The sequence below is a fragment of the Calothrix anomala FACHB-343 genome (assembly GCF_014696435.1).
Classification (GTDB): domain Bacteria; phylum Cyanobacteriota; class Cyanobacteriia; order Cyanobacteriales; family Nostocaceae; genus Aulosira; species Aulosira anomala_A.
In genome coordinates this window covers 46,982-66,495 of sequence record NZ_JACJQG010000026.1, presented here as the reverse complement: position 1 = coordinate 66,495, position 19,514 = coordinate 46,982, and the positions used below count along the sequence as shown (strand labels likewise).

The window sequence follows — 19,514 nt, the reverse complement described above, 5'->3', positions numbered from 1 at the left end:
TTGATTTTTAAATTTTCAGATTATTTTCTATAAAATCAGCTATCAATCAGCTTTATATATAACATACAATCTATGACCTACAATGAATGCAGCAAATATATTCTATGAATTATTCATTGAATATATTCTCTATTTTCTAAATTTTATATTTAAAAAAATATGTTTGTTTTGCAAAATTTCATGAAGGTATTGATGCCAAAGCAAAGACTATTTAAAATTAGATATTTTGGTGATTTTCTGTTAAAATATGGATAATTACAAGTATATCTCTAAAAACCGAGGAAAATATGAGGATAGTAAGAATTATCTAAAAATATTAATTTTACCCAGTCTAATCGTCAAATAGTGGTTTTGCTGATTTCCCCAAAAAAACCTACACAGCAAGGAAAAATGCTTTCTTGATTGCTGTGTTCTTAGAGGATGTCTGAGAAGTATTAAATATTGCGCTTGATCCCCCCTAGCCCCCCTTAAAAAGGGGGGAACCAGAGTTAAAGTCCCCCTTTTTAAGGGGAGCCACTGCGTTGCGGGGGTTCCCCCCGTTGTAGCAAGTGGCGTGGATTTAGGGGGATCTACAGGTCTTCAATACAACACTAAAAAGTTTTCAGACATCCTCTTATTGATAGTTGCACAGTTAACTCAATTTACTTGCTGCTAGTGTTTGATTGAGAATTAATGAAAAATTGATTTTTACTATATTTCACATCTGTAATTTACCTGAATCTGGTAAATTTTTGCTTACATAATTATAATTTATATTTCAGTATTTTCCACAGGATATCTTCATAAATTCTCTATATCATCATAATTAGGAACTTGCAAATAAAAAACATCGCGATCGTTAACTTACCAAGCCTGCAACTCGTAGGGGCGAGGTGACCCATTTGTGTCAACTTAAGCTCAAAACCTTTCTCTATCTCGTTTCCAGCCGGAGGCTGGAAATGCGTATTGTGAGGCTCCGCCTCGTCTTCTGATAAATTGAGGCAGCAGCCCACAGATCATCGCTCCCATGCTCTGCGTGGGAGCCTGTTAGGATAAGGGTTTCGCGTTAAGTTGACACCAATAGGGGTTACCCCGCCCCTACAATTGGGGATAATATATTTTTTGGAGTTCCCTAAGAGTCAACCGTCAACAGTCAACCGTCAACGCTATTTTCCAAGTCAGGATTTCTTGATTATTCAGTATTTCGGGATTTTTACCAACTTTTACATCGCCTAAGTTGGTAAAGTATGAATTAGTTAATCAAAACATCTTGAGATACTTACTGTACATGCATACTAAACGTATCTTGGCTTTTGTGGGTTGGATGCTGACTGCGTTGGTACTTTTGATTGCTTGTAATCAAACAAGTACGCCTAACCCAACAGCCTCAGCAGCGAGTTTAACAATATCAGCAGCAGCTAGCTTAAAAGATGCGCTCCAAGAAATCAAGCCGCTTTATGCTAAACAGCAGCCACAGGTGAAACTCACCTATAATTTTGGTTCTTCGGGTGCTTTACAACAACAAATTGAACAAGGTGCATCTGTGGATGTTTTCATTTCAGCAGCAAATAAGCAGATGGATGCGTTAACGCAAAAAGGTTTGTTAGTTGATAGTACCCGCAAAGATTTGTTGAAAAATGAATTAGTGTTAATTGTGCCCCAACAGGCTCAGAATATCAAAGATTTTTTAGATTTAGCTAATCCCAGTGTCAAAAAAATTGCTTTAGGCGAACCTAAAAGCGTACCAGCAGGACAATATGCTTTACAAGTTCTGACTGCTTTAAAAATTGCCGATCAAATTAAACCCAAGGTTGTTTACGCTAAGGATGTGCGTCAAGCTCTCAATTATGTAGAGTCTGGTAATACTGATGCTGGGATAGTATATCTTTCGGATGCTAAAACTTCTCAAAAAGTGAAAGTTGTGGTTACTGCACCGGAAACTAGTCATTCTCCAATTGTTTATCCGATAGCTGTGCTGAAAAGCAGTAAATATGTTGATGCTGCGGAGAATTTTGTGCAATTTTTATCGGGGAATGCAGTTAAAGATGTATTTGAGAAACAGGGATTTAAGGTAATTGGTCAATAGTCAATAGTCATTTGTCATTTGTCATTTGTCATTTGTCAGTAGGGGCAGGTTCACCGATATCCTCATTTATTAACAAAGATCCAAATAAACCCGCTCCTACAGTTGTTATTGGTCATTTATCAATAGTCATGGTTGGAAGTTGATTGAATTTTGAATTTTGAATTGTTATTATGCCTCAAGATTTATCGCCGCTTTGGATATCATTGAAAACATCGTTATTAGCGACGTTTATTACTTTTTTTATTGGGATTGCTACTGCCTATTGGATGTTGGAATATCGCGGTAAGGCGAAATCATTAATTGAGGGTGTGTTGATTGCACCGTTGATTTTACCGCCTACAGTAGTGGGCTTTTTATTACTGCTGTTTTTTGGGAAAAATGGCCCTGTTGGGCAGTTGATGAATAAATTTGATTTTACTATTGTCTTTACTTGGTATGGGGCTGCGATCGCGGCTACTGTGGTTTCTTTTCCGTTAATGTATAAAACTGCACTAGGAGCTTTTGAACAGATTGATAAAAATCTGCTGCGGGTGGCGAAAACTCTTGGTGCTGGGGAAAGTAAGATATTTTGGCGAATTAGTTTACCTTTAGCTTTACCGGGAATTATTGCGGCGACAACTCTGGCTTTTGCGCGGGCTTTGGGGGAATTTGGCGCAACTTTAATGTTAGCTGGGAATATTCCCGGACAAACTCAGACGATACCAATGGCGATTTATTTTGCTGTGGAAGCCGGCGCAATGAATGAAGCCTGGTTTTGGGCGATCGCAATTATGGTAATTTCTCTATCGGCTATTATTATTGCTAATGTATGGCAGGAAGGTAAGCGGATTGGGGGACGAGGGGGAGTAGGGAGACAAGGAAGACAAGGGAGACATGGGGGACATGGGAGTGAAGTTTCTTGGATATCTGCTTCATCTTCGCCTGTGGGGTTATTTATAGATATTGAAAAACAATTATCGAGTTTTCATCTGCAAGTTACCTTTAATACCGATAATCTTCCCTTGGGATTATTGGGGGGATCTGGGGCGGGTAAAAGTATGATTCTGCGCTGTATTGCGGGGATAGAAACACCTACTAGGGGGCGGATAGTTTTAAATGGGAGAGTATTGTATGATTCGGAACAAGGAATTAATTTACCTAGTCGCGATCGCCGGATTGGTTTTTTAGTACAGAATTATGCGCTGTTTCCCCACTTGACTGTGGCGGAAAATATCGCTTTTGGCTTACCCCAAGGATTATCTCACAGCAGTATTCGGGTACAATTAGAACAGCAATTAATCGCCATGCAATTACAAGGATTAGGCGATCGCTATCCGCACCAACTGTCTGGGGGACAGCAACAACGGGTAGCTTTGGCTAGGGCTTTGGCGAGTAAACCAGAAGCGTTACTGTTAGATGAGCCTTTTTCGGCTCTCGATACATATTTGCGCAGTCAGTTAGAACAGCAAATGATGGAAACCCTTGCAGATTACCAAGGCGTTACTTTGTTTGTCACCCATAATATGGAAGAAGCTTACCGCATTTGTCCGAATTTGCTAGTTTTGGAACATGGTAATGCAATACAACATGATTCCAAACATGAGATTTTCGAGCATCCTGTCTCTGCAACTGTGGCGCAAATTACTGGCTGTAAAAATATATCGCGGGGGCGACTTTTACAAGCTTCACAAGTAGAAGCGAGTGATTGGGGTTGTAATTTGCAAGTTTTACCAGCAAATCCCAGAGATTTAGCTTATATTGGGATTCGTGCCCATCAGATAGCCTTTACCAACAATCCCCAACAAGAAAATACATTTCCCTGCTGGTTGGTAAGAACTAGTGAAACACCTCATCGCATGAGTTTGTTTTTAAAGTTGCATTCTCCAGCTACTAGTCCCCATGACTATCATCTCCAAGCAGAGGTTTTTAAGGAAAAATGGCTAACGATGAAAGATCAACCATTTCCTTGGTATGTGTATTTAGATCCTTTGCGGTTAATGCTGATGGATTGAGACAATATGAGAGTGCTATAGTTCTGAATGTCTAGGCGATCGAGTAATAGCGATCGCTCCTAAAAATCTCTACTCTAGGTGCATCTCTATTGGAGATTTGGATTTATTTTACGTAAATTCATTTATTTGTCAAGTAAAATACACAACTGTATCACTGCGAACGCTTAAAATAAATACAATTGGCTTTTGTATATTTTAATGCTATAAGTTAGTCAATTATTTATCACTACAGGCTCTAATTGAGTCGTGACTTTTGACACAAGTAGAAGGCTGAACATTTCCGGCAATTTTTCCCATTACAGATAGTATTTGGAAGAAATATTATCCGCTAGCCCCTTATGGAAACATCCACAAGGGAAGGAAAAATATTGTTCTTTAACCCCTTATTTCCAGCCTCTGTTGTTAAGTTATTTTATGACTCAATCTTCCTGTCTAACTATTTTGCTCATTGACGATCGCACTGCAAAATGGATGAATTTTCGTCAATATTTGCAACAGGATAGTATATATACGTATAAAATTTTGCAGTTTGAGACAGGGAAACAAGCAATTGTTTGGTGTCAACAAGAGAGCGCAGATGTAATTTTACTGAATTTTTTATTACCTGATGGTAATGGGCTGGAGTTGTTGGGGAAATTAAGGGAGAGTTGCAGCAATACACAAACAGCAATCATCCTGCTAACAGAACATGAAGATATAGAGATTGCTGTTCGGGCGATGAAAAACGGGGCGCAAGATTGCTTAATCAAAAATCAGTTGACACCAGCAACTTTACATGCAGCGATTCATGATGCGCTCAAACACAGACATCGCATTTGGCAGTTAGAACAAAGTCGCGAACAAAAACAATTAATTGCCGCGATCGCTTTACGAATTCGTCAGGCACTCAAGCTGAAAGATATTTTAGCAGTCACCACCGAAGAAGTACGGCAATTTTTACAAGTAGACCGGGTAATAGTCTATCAATTTAACTCAGATATGAGTGGAATTGTGGTGTCGGAGTCAGTTCTACCAGGCTGGAAGATAAGTTTAGCCAGACAGATTCAGGATACCTGCTTTCAAGGGGGGACGGGCGTTGAATATCGTCAAGGCAAAACTAGGGCAATCGATAATATTTATGAAGCTGGCTTCACAGATTGTCATTTACAGCTACTAGAGGAATTTGAAGTCAAAGCCAATTTAGTAGTACCAATTGTGGTGAGAAATCGCCTATGGGGATTATTAATTGCGCACCAATGTCATGCGCCTAGACAATGGGATGCATTGGAATTGGAATTGTTGGATCAACTAGCGGTACAAATAGCGATCGCGATTCAACAAGCTAGTGCTTATGAAATAGCACAAACCCAGATGGAGGAGCGCAAACGCACTGAGAAAACCCTCAGAGAAAGTGTAGAGCGATTTCGCAGCACCTTTGAGCAAGCAGCAGTGGGCATCAGTCATATACTATTAAGCGGGCAATTCTTGCGCGTTAACCGACGATTTTGTGAGATTACCGGATACCGCCAGTCGGAATTGATGAACTTAACTTTCCAAGAAATTACTCATCCAGATGATTTAGCAGCAGATTTACAACAATTACAAATGCTGCTGGCAGGCACAATTAATACCTATTCAATGGATAAACGCTATATCCGCAAGGATAGGTCGGTTATCTGGATTAAACTGACTGTTTCTTTAGCGCATGATAGTTTGCATCATCCACAATACATGATTAGTGTGATTGAGGACATTAGCCAGCGTAAACAGGCAGAAATTGCCCTGCAGGCAAGTGAAGCCAGGTTTCAGGCATTCATGAATCATAGTCTTACAGCCTCGTGGATTACTGATGCAGAAGGTAGGCTCGTTTATCTCAGCCAAACTTATCTTGATAACATTCAACTTCCAGCTAAAACCGTAGAAGATGTAATTGGTAAGACAGTCTTTGATTTGTATCCGGTAGAAATTGCTCAACAGTTTTTAGATAATATTCGTCTGGTGGCGCAAACCCAAGAAGTTCTGGAAACTGTAGAAAAAGCTCCGAGAAAAGATGGCACATTAGGGGATTTTTTAGTTTACAAATTCCCTTTGCCGCAAACATCAGGACAATACTTAATTGGTGGTGTGGCTGTTGATATTACCGAACGAATTCTGGCAGAGCAAGCATTGCTACAACTAAATCAGGAACTAGAAGAGAGAGTGAAACGCCGCACCGCAGCGTTGCAAGCTAGCGAAGAACGTTGGCATTTAGTATTGCAAGGGACTAATGATGGTATCTGGGATTGGGATATCAAAAATAATGAGGTATTTTTATCAACTCGCTGGAAACAAATGCGGGGCTATAGCGATGCGGAAATTAGCAACAACTTAGAAGAATGGTCAAGTCGCATTCATCCCGACGATTACGAGATGGTGATGCAATCATTGAATGACCATTTTGCCCAAAAAACACCGTTTTTTCAAGCAGAATACCGAGTACAGCAAAAAGATGGCTCATATATCTGGATTTTAGACCGGGGTCAGGCTTTGTGGGATGAAACAGGTAAGGTCATCCGCATGAGTGGTTCAGAAACCGATATTACCGAACGCAAACAAACCCAAGAAAAATTACAAAATCTTTCCGATCGCTTGAACTTGGCACTCGCAGCCGGAGCAATTGGCACTTGGGACTGGGATTTGGTTCACGAAGCAGAATGGGATGACCGGATGTATGAACTGTATGGGATGCAACGCTCAGAAATTCCCGCTACATATGAGGATTGGCGGAAGGCGGTTTATCCAGATGATCTTGTTGACGCTGAAGCTGCTCTTCAGGCTGCTATTAGGGGAGAAAAAGAATTTAATACAGAATTTCGTGCGGTGCATCCAGACGGCAGCATTCACTTTATTAGAGCAATAGCTCTAGTTCAACGCAATGAGCAGGGCCAACCCCAACGAATGGTAGGGATTAACTATGATATTACTGAACGCAAACGCGCGGAAGCACAACTTTATCAAATAAATCAGGAACTTACCCAAGCTAATCTTGAACTAGCCCGTGCGACTCGCCTCAAAGATGAATTTTTGGCGAATATGAGCCATGAATTGCGTACACCACTGAATGCGATTTTGGGGATGTCTGAAGCATTTAATGAAGCTATATTTGGTGAGATTAATCAACGGCAAGCAAAAGCGATCGCGACTATCGAACGGAGTGGTAGACATTTACTAGAACTGATCAATGAGATCCTTGATTTAGCTAAAATTGAATCGGGTAAACTGGAACTGCAACTGAGTGACAGCCCAGTTAAAAGTCTGTGTCATAGCAGTTTGTTGTTTGTTCAACAGCTGGCGTTAAATAAAAATCTTCGCCTGATGACTGATATTGCCGAGTCTTTGGGTAGTATGCAAGCGGACGATCGCCGTTTGCGTCAAGTACTAATTAACTTACTCAGCAACGCGATTAAGTTTACCCCTGCAGGGGGTGTGGTGACGCTCAAGGTATGGCTAGAAGTAGCAGAGGGAGAAAATTCACCATCTTCTGTTCCGCATGTGAATTTTACTGTGAGTGACACTGGTATTGGTATCGCCTCTGAAGATATTCACAAATTATTTCAGCCTTTCATCCAGTTGGATAGCAACCTCAACCGCCAGTACAATGGCACTGGTTTAGGTTTGGCATTAGTACAGCGCATTATTACTTTACATGGTGGTACAGTCTCAGTTACCAGTCAGGTAGGAGAAGGGAGTTGTTTTACTGTGCGCATTCCCTACATTAGCAGCGATCGCAATTCTCCAACTGTGCCGGAAGTACAATCTCCTAACTCTGGGATATCCTCAGCGATCGCTGTTATGCCAAACACCTCTGCTTTGATTTTATTGGTAGAAGACAATCAAGCCAATATCACTACAATGGCTAACTATTTGCAACATCGCGGATATCGTTTAGCGATCGCCAACGATGGAAAACAAGCCATTGAGCAGATTTATAGTCAACATCCCGACATAATTTTAATGGATATTCAAATGCCAGAAATGGACGGAATAGAAGCCATCCAGCGCATTCGGGAGGATGTCCAATTTAATCATATTCCCATTATTGCTTTAACGGCGCTAGCCATGCCAGGCGATCGCGAAACTTGTCTAGCAGCTGGCGCTAATGAATATTTAACTAAGCCAGTTAGACTGCAACACCTTATAGCCACAATTCAACAACTTTTAATCAAATCGCAATCTAAAACTTAACATTGAAACCTTCACCAGGGCGGGGAAACCCCGCCCCTACCAGAATTTTAATTACGTATTAGAATGTAAATTGGTGTCATTTACATAAAATAAGCTGACGTTAACTCAGTAATTATACTCAACTCTATAATTGACATAAATAGCCTGAAACCCTTACCAATGACAAATGACAAATGACAAATGACAAATGACAAATGACCAACTCAAGAATGTTTCTTTTTGTGATGTCTTCGAGAAATTTTCGCAAAAATGCCATCGCCTGCTTGCTTTAATTTAGAGAAGAAGCGATAAGTTTTGCGGACAACATTTAGCAAAAAGTAGGGAATCTTGATCCGCAATGGTGCCAGAATTGGGCGATATAACCAATAGTATCCTCGTTTGAGGTTATCCCATTTGCCACATTTGTCTTCATGGAGAAAGTCGGAAATATCAACGACTAATCCCTTACCTTCATACATCATTACATTTCGCCCATGCACATCATGGGGATATAGTCCCCGTTTACGTGCATAATCTAAAGCTTGGTCGATATCTTCAATTACTTGCTTGGGTATACGCAGACCACGTTGAATTGCATCATACAGCGTTACACCGTATAAACGCTTAAGAATTAACACGCCATTTTGAGCATAAAAACATTCCGAGAAAGCCGGGTGAGAACCTAGAAGACGGTATACTTCTACTTCTTCCTCAAAACCAGGGCGTCCCGGTGCGTAAATTTTTACTACCCAGTGAGGATAATCTGGATGGTAAACCACTGCGGCGTAATTTCCTGCGCCTAATTTTTGCCAAGGTTGGGGAAGATAGGTAAATACTACTGGATCGTGAGGATCGATACTCTCTATCTTGAGTTGCGGAATTAACTCTTGGCGAACAGTCTGTATTAGCTGATCTATGAGCGCTTTATCCATACTCAATCCCGTGAGAGTAGTTCCAATGTCCGGGATTATACATTATATTAGTGACCTTGGCACTGTTTTTGTAAGCGATCGCAAAGCCTTATTGTTTTTTTACTCAGCCTGATTATCCAAACTATAAAAGTTGATTGGCGATCGCGAGTTATGATTTGGAACAAGCTTTAGTTAGGCGATCGCATTTTGTCTGGGTATCCAGTAAAGCTCTCATTACTAAATAATGTGAGAATTTTCAAAATCACTCAAAATTTCTTCTGGTAAAGGTTCGTTGAAATCGGATGTCATAAACACTTTACCTTTATCTAAGCCAGGAATGCGAGGAGAACTATTATTTGCGATCGGGACTAAACGTGCAAGGGGAATACCCTGTTCTGCAATTACAACTTCTTCACCTAGCAATACTTGACTGAGAAGTTCAGCAAATTTTGTGGTTGCTTCAGCCGCGTTGACAGTGATAGTCATTTGTTTTGGTTTTGGTAATTCTTAATTCCAAATATTTCTTAAGATAACACTAGTGCTTTGTCTCATTAATTATGTATGGTAAGTTTCTTCTTCTTTTCTCTTCCTACCCTGCGGGAACGACTTCGTCGAACGAGTAATTCGTGTCTACCCTGCGGGAACGACTACTCTGGGAGTTCTCCTTTGGAGTACGTCGAACGCGGTTCGTTTTTTACTCCTCAGAATTTACGCGATGAACCACTAGTTCTTTTTTCTGGGGTGCAAATATCCCATGTCGCGGACTAAATAATAATGCTAATACAAATAACCCCGATACTACTAACACAATTGCGGGGCCGGAGGGTAAATTATAAAAGTAACTCAGGTACATACCGCTAATACTAGAAGTTACGCCGATAACTGCACCCAAAATCATTACTTGATTGAGCCGTTTTACTAATAAATAGGCGGTAGCACCGGGGGTAATTAATAGAGAAAGTACGAGAATTACACCTACAGCTTTCATGCTGGCGACAATTGTTAAAGCAATCAGCAGCATTAAACCAAAATTGAGGCGATTAACTGGTAAACCTGCGGCTTGTGCGCCTAAGGGGTCAAAGGTGTAAAATAATAGTTCTTTGTAGAGTAAAACTACTACTATCAACACAACTGCGGCAATGATAGCTGTATCGCGTACTTCATCAATGGTAACACCAAGAATATTACCAAAGAGAAAGTGATTCAGGTCGATTTTATTATCTTTTTGAATGACCGTAATTAAGGTAATTCCTAAGGCGAAGAATGCAGAGAAAACTATTCCCATTGCTGCATCTTCTTTAATTGGCGATCGCGTTCTAATAAGTGCGATCGCCATTGTACTGACAACGCCAGCAATAAACGCACCAACAAATATATTAGCCCCCACCATAAAGGCGATCGCTAATCCTGGCAAAACTGAGTGACTGATGGCATCACCCAGTAACGCCAATCGTTGTACCATCAAGTAACTGCCCACAACTGCACACAATAAGCCGACTAATATCGCGATGGCTAGCGATCGCTGCATAAAGCCATATTGTAATGGCTCAATTAATGATTGAATTGTCATATTTGTTATTTGTCCTTTGTCATTTGTCCTTTGTCATTTGTTCTTTGTCATTTGTCTAATAAATCCCTTCTGCCATCTGTCTTTCTTCTATCGCCAATGACTAATGACTAATGACTAATGACTATGAACTATTAAGCCGCATCAGAAAAGTACATAACCTTACCACCATAAGCACGGTTTAAGTTTGCTTCGGTGAGTACTTCTTGCCGTGAACCTGTGGCCATTAATTCTCGGTTTAATAATATTAAATCATCAAAGTGAGCGATAGATTCGCCTAAGTCGTGGTTAACTACTAAGACAATTTTACCTGCGGTTGCAAGTTCCTCAAAGACTTCAAAAATAACTGTTTGAGTCTTTTGATCGATACCTACTAAGGGTTCGTCAAAACAAAATATATCGGCTTGCTGCGTTAAAGCACGGGCTAAAAATACTCGCTGCTGTTGTCCTCCGGAAAGTTCGCCAATCGGGCGATCGCGAAAATTATTCATTCCCACTCTTTCCAAAGCATTATTTGCTACTTGGCGGCTAACTGCGGAAAAGCTACGCAACCATCCAGTCTTTTTTACTCGCCCCATCATCACCACATCCCACACTGTCGCCGGATAAGTCCAGTCAATTTGGCTACGCTGGGGAACATAGGCAACTTTTTCTAGTTGCTGCATTAATGGCTTGCCTTGGTATAATGCATTACCGCTACTTTTGGGAACTAAGCCCAACATCGCTTTCATTAAGGTACTTTTACCTGCACCATTGGGGCCAAAAATACCTGTAAGTTTACCTGGTTCAATATAACAATTAACGTCTCTTAAAGCTTCTTGGCTGCGGTAATGTACCCCTAAATGGGCAATGTTAATTCCTGCTGTGGATTTCATATCATGAGTATGTATAACTTGTGCCGATTGTTCCCTGGTATTTCTCTGTGATTTATTAAACTTGGTGTAAAAAGAGACGTTTATCATAATGGTGTTTTATATTTCATTAACTTGAGCTTACTATAAAAATGAGAAAATTATGAAAAAATCTATAGAGAGGAATAATGTTGTAAATAAGTGAAACTAATGCTGAAGATAGATAAGGGTAAGAGTCAACAGTCAACGGTCAACAGTCAACCGTCAACCGTCAACCGTCAACAGTCAACAGTCAACAGTCAACAGTCAACAGTCAACAGTCAACCGTCAACGGTCAACAGTCAACCGTCAACCGTCAACAATCGCCAATTGAAGAATATTGTTTCGCAGATATGCCTGGGAATGCTTCTGCCTATGGCTTTATTTGGGTGCAGTCAGCCGAATGGTGGTAATAATTCTCAAGGCGATGGTAAACCGCAAGTTGTCGCCACTAGCACAATTATTGCCGATCTAACTCAAGAGGTTGCTGGTGATGAAGTTAAGGTAACGGGAATTCTCAAACCGGGTACAGATCCCCATGTTTACGAACCGGTACCAGCAGATAGCCGGGTGATGGAAACAGCAAACTTGATTTTATATAACGGCTACAATTTAGAACCTGGGCTGATTAAATTAATGAATGCTGCGGGTGGAAAGGTAAAGCGGGTAGCGGTGGGAGAAGTTGTCAAACCCTTGCAGTTAGATAAGGGTAAAGGTGAAATAGTACCCGATCCTCATGTTTGGGGGAGTGCAGAAAATGCGATCGCAATGGTAAATGCGATTCGCGATGCTTTAATTCAATTATCGCCGGAAGATAAAGAAAAATTTACTCAGAACGCAAAGGAACTTACCACTGAGCTAAAACAGTTAGATAAGTGGATTAATCAGCAAATTCAAACGATTCCCATTAATAAACGCAAACTTGTGACTACCCATGATGCGTTTCAATATTATGGACAAGCTTACCAAATTGCGATCGCGGGTACATTAATTGGCATTAGTACCGAAGAACAACCAAGCGCCCAAACAGTACAGCGATTGGTAGAATCAATTAAGAAAATCGGCGTCGATGCAATTTTTGCCGAAACTACCATTAATCCGGCATTAATTAAAACTGTCGCCCAAGAAGCAGGTGTAAAACTAGCCCCGAATCAACTCTATTCTGACTCTATTGGTGCCAAGGGAAGTGCAGGCGATACTTATATTAAAATGATGCAAGCTAATACCCGCACCATAGTAGAAGCCTTGGGGGGTAAATATACACCTTTTCAAGTCAACAAATAAATTGAGAAATGCGATCGCATTTCTCACAACCTGTAGGGGTGGGTTCACAGATATAATCCAATGCACGACTATCTCGCTTAAGTAGCCCCTACGACCTATAAATAAAGAGAACGCTGAAGTTTGAAAAATTTTGTGAGAAATCCAGGGTAGAGTACATCAACACCAATACCTGGTTTGCAGAAATTCCCTTTGATGAAAGTACAGGTAAGTTAATTAGTTATAAATAAGGTACTGTGAAGTGGCGTGATACCTGAGCTTCATGAAGAAAATCTTAGGAAGGATGAAAAGTGAATGTGATTGTTACTCCCCTTGATGAGGTTTTTCCACCTGAGCAATGAAGTAACGCAAATGTTGGGTTTCGTTCCTCAACCCAACCTACTGCTAAATGTATTGCAAAAGAATAAATATTATTTTTTACGTAAATTTTCTTATTGCCACTGTTTTATATTCAAGATTATCATGAATATGATATTGATTATTTATTATTTGGTTCTTTCATATGTTTTATCTAAAATTTATTATAGCTTTGTTAATAGATGTTTTAGGTTATATATTAGGTATATATGTATGGGGTTATATATTTGATCGAATACTTAGAAAGTTTTTCAAAATTAACATTAGTAACTATTTAAATGAGTTTGATCAATTAAAAATTGTTTTGGGTATTGCCTTAATTATTGTATCAATTAAAACCTGTTATTACTATACTAGACATAACAGTAAAAATCAAACAGCAATTAATAATGCAATTACATTAAATTCTCTATCATCAAATCATAGTACAAAAGGACTCATGGAAGGTTATCCAACCTTGAGAATATATAGTGTAATGTACCGAGTTGGGGATCAGAAAAATTGCATTAATAAACTTAAAGGTAACATTGTAGATGCATTGATAAAAGATAAAAATTTCAATGGGTTTATCTGTGTTTCTAAGAACTTTGAATATATAGGTAAAGAAGATACAATAGGTATTAATTTTAAAGCCAATGATTTAGCTGAATGCCAAAAAATTGTTGCGAACTATTGGTTAAATTCTCCTAATAATCGTTATTCTTGGTATCCAAACCCACAAACACGAGAACGAAAGCTGTTTAATGTACAAGATAATACTTGTAGTGTTGAATATCCAAGCTCATAAAATGTGTATCCTGGTATAGCGCGATCGCCTGAATTTAATGATGGAAGCGAATACCCGCATCATAATTGAAGCACTGGGGGGTAAATACACAGCCTTTCAACTCAAGAATTGAATTGAGAAATGCGATCGCATTTCTCATCTTCTGGCATTTCTCACTCGCCCTCATGATATCTGAACAAAGACAACAGTTACATCAGCTGTTAGAGAAGTTACTGTCAGGGGAATACTGCAAGCAATACCCTGTATTGAAATATGTAATCTGGGTTTTGCAGACAGTAACTTAAAGCATTATGAAACTACTACCTTACGATCGCTTTACGATTTGCACGCCTGATATAGTACCTGTAGTTTTACAACGTTTGAGTGCCAAGATTGAAACAGCGAAAATTTTGCAATTTCCAGATGCAAAATTACCTTATTACGGAACCATCTCCGCAGAAAGCTTTAATATTACTCGCAACGTCTATCGCAAATTATTTATCCCCGTAATTAAAGGTAGCTTAGAAACACAATCTCAGCAAACAGTAGTGCATATTCAAATGAGTTTACATCCTGCTGCTATTGGTTTTTTAATATTCTTATTTTGGTTTTGGCATGGTGGTTTTCTACCAATTATGCTGCAAGATGCTTTACCTATTTATTTGAGATTTCTATTTTTATCTACACCTTTCGGAATACTATTTATAGTTTGGTTAGTTTTTTGGTCAGAAGTAAAGAAAACTCGGAGTGAATTGGCTGATATTATTCAAGGGCAATTATAATTCATTGGTCATGAGAGACGGATAACCCTTGTCTGTACAATAGTCATTTGTCATTTGTAGGGTGGGTAATTCCCCACCTTTTTTATTACTCAATCTTTTCTTTTCGCTGTTGCAGTTTCAACATAATTTCGGCGTGCATTTCCCTGGTAATTGGGTAAAAGTAGGTTAAAAATAAACCAGCAATTAAACAAATTGTCGGTAAAGGCCCAACCGCAAGACGTATTGCTAATAATGCTGATTCCGGTTGTGTAGGAAGTACTGTTTGTCCAGCAACAGCTTCTTTAAAACCGTAAGCTTGTAAGGCATTTCCTACTAAAAATAACCCAAAAGCTAAACCAAACTTTTGCAACAACACCATGAAACCATAAAACACACCTTCGCGGCGTTGTCCGGTTTGCAGTTCATCTAATTCAATCACATCGGGAATCATTGACCAAGGAACAAGGTAAGCTGTAGAGACACCAAAACCTGCCATCACCGCCATAATATACATGACAATTATTTGACCGGGTTGTAAAAAATATAGTCCGGCGGCGGCGATTATCCATAAAATCATTCCCAGAAAATAAACAACTTTCTTGCCAACTTTTTTACTTAAATTACTCCAAAAAAATAGCATGATTAAAGCTGTTCCTTGGACGGCTATCATAGTTGTAGGTACGTCTGCTTCTGGGAGACGCATACAGTAAACGACAAAATAAGGAATAATACTGGCTGTAATTTGTACGCCTAACCAAGAACAAAGATATATACCAATAACAAATAAAAAAGGTCGATTGCTAAAGACAATTTTTAATTGGTCGAAAAAAGGAATAGATGGCGGTGCTTCTAATTGGATACGTTTAGCTTCAAATTCTAAAACGCGATCGCGCGTACCGTAAACGCACCAATATAAGCTGAAAACAGAAATTATAGTACAGATAGCGGCTAAGACTACATATTGTTGAGCGCGATCGCTAATTTGAGAAAAGACAATCTTCGACAAAATCAACGATAAAATACTGCCACCAATCGAAAAAGTAAAGCGAAAACTATTGAGGCTAGTACGTTCATCATAATCTTGCGTCAGTTCTGGAGTCATTGCCGTATAAGGCAAATTGACGACGGTGTAAAACACCTGAGATATCAACCCAATGACTACGTAATACCAAAATAAACCCCAGACACTAAACGGTGGTACAATCCACTGTAAGAAAAAGAAAACTCCAAAGGGAATAGCCCCATATAATAGCCAAGGTAAACGACGACCCCAACGCCGAGATTGAGTTTTATCTGTGAGAAACCCGACAAATGGATCGTTGACTGCATCCCAAATTTTACCAATCATCAAAATGCTGCCGGCTAAACCAGCTGGAATCCCAGCAACATTAGTAAAGAACACCAATAAAAAAAACACCGAAATATTGGCATTAATCGCGGGGCCTAAGTCACCTGCACCGTAAGCTAGTTTAGTTTTAAATGATAGCTTTTCACTTTTGTGAGAGTCATCAGCAACAGAATCATTCATAATATTTAGCGCTCATATTAAAATAAAGAATTTGCAATTCCTTCAGTATTCACCAAAACCCCTTGCTTTATGCCAGACCTTTACGTTTCTTGGTCAGATTATCACCAGAAAATCGAACAACTGGCTGCTCAGATTTATCAATCCGGTTGGGAATTCAACCAGATTGTCTGTCTAGCCAGAGGTGGACTACGGGTGGGAGATATTCTTTCCCGTATATATAAGCAACCTCTGGCAATTTTAGCAACATCATCTTACAGTGGCCCCGGCAAGCAAGAAAGGGGATCGTTAATCTTGTCACGTCATTTAACAATGACTAGCGAAACTTTAGGTTCGCGGATTCTATTAGTTGATGACTTAGTAGACTCTGGTATCACAATTCAAGAGACTATTCCCTGGCTACAGCAACATCCTGAATTTGAGATTTCCGAAATTCGCTCTGCTGTAATTTGGTATAAAGCCTGTTCAGTTTTTGAGCCAGATTATTATGTTGACTATCTCACAGATAATCCTTGGATTCATCAGCCTTTTGAACCTTATGAATATACAAACCCAGCAGATTTAGCTGCAAAGTTTAGCCCACGGAGCGAGGTATCATCTCGTTTATAGGTATTGGGCATGGGGCATTGGGCATTGGGCATGGGGCATTGATTATTTTTTCTTGTCTTCCTTGTCTCCCTTGTCCTCCTTGTCCCCTTTAAAACAGCCACAGCCAAAAGGGTAATGTAATCAGTAGTATAAAAGCTCCGGCGGCTAGGGCAGTGACGGCTAAATCGCGGTCGAGATTGAAGGTTTCCGCTAGTACCAGGGTAGCAAATGCAGGTGGCATAGCCATTTGCAAAACAATGACTTTGGCGGCTGAACCTGTGATGCCAAACCATCCTAAGGTACTGCCGAGAATGAGGGGGACTAAGATCATTTTAATTGCCAAGCTAATGCCTACCTGTGGCAAGCTTCTCCAAGATTTTAGCTGTGACAATCGCATTCCAATTAAAACTAGGGATAAGGTTAGGGCAATCCAAGCTAATTTATCCATGTAGAAGGCGACTAAGTGGGGAATTTTTACTTGGCGCAAAAGTAAGCCAAACGCGAAACTCCACAAAGCAGGATTAATTAAGATTGCTTTAGTTATGTGCTGATGGTTGTTAATATTGTTGCCAAATCTTGCTGCTAGGGCGACGCCTAAGCCGTAAGCACCAAATACTGTGCCCAAGAGATCGTAAAATAAAGCCCAAGCAAAGTATTGTTGTCCTACCATTGCTAAGGTAATGGGAAAGCCGAGGTAACCTGTATTACCTACCATCGCAGCTAACAGCAAACTCCCTTGCGTTGGTTGTTGGGGCATGGTATTTGTCACATAGGTTTGTCCTTTAATTGCTAACCAAGCTAATAATGCTCCTAGTAAAATGGCGAGGTATGCGATCGCAGGTGCAATCCAAATCTGTCCCGAAAGGTCAGCTTGATATAAAAAAGATACTATGCTTATCGGTACTCCCAAATAAAAGAGGAAATGACCTACAACTGAGGGAACCGTGCTTGGTAGCTTACGTCCCAAAATGAATCCTAACAGGACTAGTCCCACTAGCTTGACATATAGCTCGAAAAGATTTGTCAAGATATCACCTAAAAATCATCTAAAAATATAGATGTAAAATGCTAGCGCTTGCATTTATTTTTTTCCAGTCTAAAATCTGTTATGGCTATTGAAACAAGGCAGCTAATCACGAGAAAATCTCAGCACCAAATATGAAAATTTTTCTTAAGAGTCAACCGTCAACAGTCAACAGTCAACAGTCAACGCTATTTTCAAGCTAGGAGAGAATTCTTGAATAAAGCTGGGTTTTCTGGAGAACCTCAACACTCTTCGGCTGCTTCTGGGGATGATATTCCAGCAGCTTTACGCGATACTCCCGATCCAAAACCGAAAATGCGCGTCCAACCTCTAGTTTTGCTGATTGGTGGAGCATTGGCTTTTGTCCTGCTTGCTGTCAGTAGTGGCTTTGTATTTTTTATCCTTTCACCTAAAAGAATCACTAGTTCTCAACCTTCTCCGACTATTTCACCCACAGAAACACCAATATCTGAAAATTCTGGAGAAGCGCAAACTAATAATAGCGATACTATATTAGGGCATTTAGCATATACAGAAGCGCCAGAATCTGATTTAGCAGTAGTTTCTGGACGCATTAAAATGCGCACAGCAGCTGCGGAAAAGTTTCGCGAGATGGAAAGAGCCGCACGCCAAGCTGGTGTCAATTTAGTCCCGATTTCTGGCTTTCGCTCTGTGAAGGAGCAGGAACAGTTATTTTTTGGTGTGGGTGCGCAGCGCAATCAAACCCCCGCCGAAAGAGCAGCTTTAAGCGCGCCTCCCGGTCATAGCGAACACCACACTGGCTATGCTGTAGATATTGGGGATGGTGCTGTTCCAGCCACAAATCTGCAAGCTAACTTTGACAATACCAGAGCTTATAAGTGGTTAGAAGAAAATGCTGCCCGTTTTGGGTTTGAGATGTCCTTTCCTAAGGATAATCCCCAAGGTGTGAGTTATGAACCTTGGCACTGGCGTTTTGTAGGCGATCGCGATAGCTTGGAAACTTTCTACAAAGCCCAGAATCTCAAACCTACACCGATTGCTAGTCCTAGTGTTGCACCGGAATCAACACCTTAGTCAATGGTCAATGGTCAATGGTCAATGGGATTGACTATTTGCATAACAACTGACATCTGTAGACGCGATTAATCGCGTCTCTACAATTAATTGCGTCTCTAACAATTGGCAAAAATAAATACAGAGTAAAAAATCTGCTTTTTACTCTGTTTTTACCTATGTATCTGCACCCTCAATATTTGTGATGCCTTTTGCTTTCTATCTAATAGTTTAAATTTATTTAGTAATCTTCTCATCTGTCTTACGATAGGTTTCAAAATATCTCTCTTTGTTTAATTATCTTCTTATTTTTGTAGTTATTGAAACTGAGTAATAACCTCTAATTTATCAAGAAACATTTAGCACAGTTTTAAATTTTGCTTTTGTAGAATTCCATACTTAATATCAGTTAAATAAAGATTGTTTAAAGTAATAAATAAGTCATCTATTTATCGTGATTTTTGCGTAAGCTGATTTCATATTTAAACTCAGAAACCTGATTAAAAGTAGTTTTCAATGTCATTTGAATTCCAGGGTAAAGAAAGATGTAAGAGTTAAAATAGGATAAATT

General features: G+C 39.7%; 14 protein-coding genes. 8 read left to right on the top strand and 6 right to left on the bottom strand.

Annotated elements, in window-relative coordinates; translation table 11 throughout:
* Positions 1-1,267 precede the first annotated feature (1,267 nt).
* The 3 genes from modA (at position 1,268) to H6G08_RS16555 (ending at position 8,259) form a co-directional block, all read left to right on the top strand.
* Positions 1,268-2,065 (top strand): molybdate ABC transporter substrate-binding protein, encoded by a 798-nt coding sequence (gene modA / locus H6G08_RS16565; RefSeq protein WP_190544768.1) that lies wholly within the window; start codon positions 1,268-1,270, stop codon positions 2,063-2,065.
* Positions 2,066-2,235: 170 nt separating this feature from the next.
* Entirely contained in the window at positions 2,236-4,056 is a 1,821-nt protein-coding gene (modB, locus tag H6G08_RS16560) for a molybdate ABC transporter permease subunit (RefSeq protein WP_190544765.1), read from the top strand.
* 414 nt (positions 4,057-4,470) lie between these two features.
* Positions 4,471-8,259 (top strand): PAS domain S-box protein, encoded by a 3,789-nt coding sequence (locus tag H6G08_RS16555; RefSeq protein WP_190544762.1) that lies wholly within the window; start codon positions 4,471-4,473, stop codon positions 8,257-8,259.
* A 203-nt stretch (positions 8,260-8,462) separates the two neighbouring features.
* On the opposite strand, the gene H6G08_RS16550 is transcribed toward H6G08_RS16555, so the two are convergent.
* From H6G08_RS16550 to H6G08_RS16535, 4 genes are all read right to left on the bottom strand, one after another.
* Positions 8,463-9,170: a serine/threonine protein kinase gene (locus H6G08_RS16550; RefSeq protein WP_190544759.1), complete on the bottom strand. Its 708-nt coding sequence runs from the start codon at positions 9,168-9,170 to the stop codon at positions 8,463-8,465.
* Positions 9,171-9,386: 216 nt separating this feature from the next.
* A complete protein-coding gene (locus tag H6G08_RS16545; protein WP_190544755.1) occupies positions 9,387-9,635 on the bottom strand; it encodes a type II toxin-antitoxin system Phd/YefM family antitoxin in 249 nt (82 codons plus the stop codon).
* A gap of 208 nt (positions 9,636-9,843) precedes the next feature.
* Positions 9,844-10,719, bottom strand: a complete 876-nt coding sequence (locus tag H6G08_RS16540) for a metal ABC transporter permease (protein WP_190544754.1) — start codon at positions 10,717-10,719, stop codon at positions 9,844-9,846.
* A 131-nt stretch (positions 10,720-10,850) separates the two neighbouring features.
* A complete protein-coding gene (locus H6G08_RS16535; RefSeq protein WP_190544751.1) occupies positions 10,851-11,678 on the bottom strand; it encodes a metal ABC transporter ATP-binding protein in 828 nt (275 codons plus the stop codon).
* Between the two features lie 291 nt (positions 11,679-11,969).
* Here H6G08_RS16535 and H6G08_RS16530 point away from each other — a divergent pair, with 291 nt between their 5' ends.
* The 3 genes from H6G08_RS16530 to H6G08_RS16520 all read left to right on the top strand — a co-directional run bounded on the left by H6G08_RS16530 (position 11,970) and on the right by H6G08_RS16520 (position 14,792).
* Complete coding sequence (locus H6G08_RS16530; RefSeq protein ID WP_190544868.1) at positions 11,970-12,890, top strand: metal ABC transporter substrate-binding protein; 921 nt, start codon at positions 11,970-11,972, stop codon at positions 12,888-12,890.
* Between the two features lie 526 nt (positions 12,891-13,416).
* On the top strand, positions 13,417-14,031 hold the full coding sequence (locus tag H6G08_RS16525; protein WP_190544748.1) for a hypothetical protein: 615 nt from the start codon (positions 13,417-13,419) through the stop codon (positions 14,029-14,031).
* Positions 14,032-14,321: 290 nt separating this feature from the next.
* Positions 14,322-14,792, top strand: coding sequence for a hypothetical protein (locus tag H6G08_RS16520; protein WP_190544745.1), 471 nt, complete (start codon positions 14,322-14,324; stop codon positions 14,790-14,792).
* A gap of 85 nt (positions 14,793-14,877) precedes the next feature.
* On the opposite strand, the gene H6G08_RS16515 is transcribed toward H6G08_RS16520, so the two are convergent.
* Positions 14,878-16,299: an MFS transporter gene (locus tag H6G08_RS16515; protein WP_190544742.1), complete on the bottom strand. Its 1,422-nt coding sequence runs from the start codon at positions 16,297-16,299 to the stop codon at positions 14,878-14,880.
* Positions 16,300-16,368: 69 nt separating this feature from the next.
* On the opposite strand from H6G08_RS16515, the gene H6G08_RS16510 reads away from it, so the two are divergent.
* Complete coding sequence (locus H6G08_RS16510) at positions 16,369-16,905, top strand: phosphoribosyltransferase (RefSeq protein WP_190544739.1); 537 nt, start codon at positions 16,369-16,371, stop codon at positions 16,903-16,905.
* 88 nt (positions 16,906-16,993) lie between these two features.
* On the opposite strand, the gene H6G08_RS16505 is transcribed toward H6G08_RS16510, so the two are convergent.
* The gene (locus H6G08_RS16505; RefSeq protein ID WP_190544736.1) at positions 16,994-17,911 is read right to left on the bottom strand and encodes an AEC family transporter; all 918 of its coding nucleotides are present in this window, start codon (positions 17,909-17,911) and stop codon (positions 16,994-16,996) included.
* A 210-nt stretch (positions 17,912-18,121) separates the two neighbouring features.
* Here H6G08_RS16505 and H6G08_RS16500 point away from each other — a divergent pair, with 210 nt between their 5' ends.
* The gene (locus H6G08_RS16500) at positions 18,122-18,964 is read left to right on the top strand and encodes a M15 family metallopeptidase (RefSeq protein WP_190544733.1); all 843 of its coding nucleotides are present in this window, start codon (positions 18,122-18,124) and stop codon (positions 18,962-18,964) included.
* Positions 18,965-19,514 lie beyond the last annotated feature (550 nt).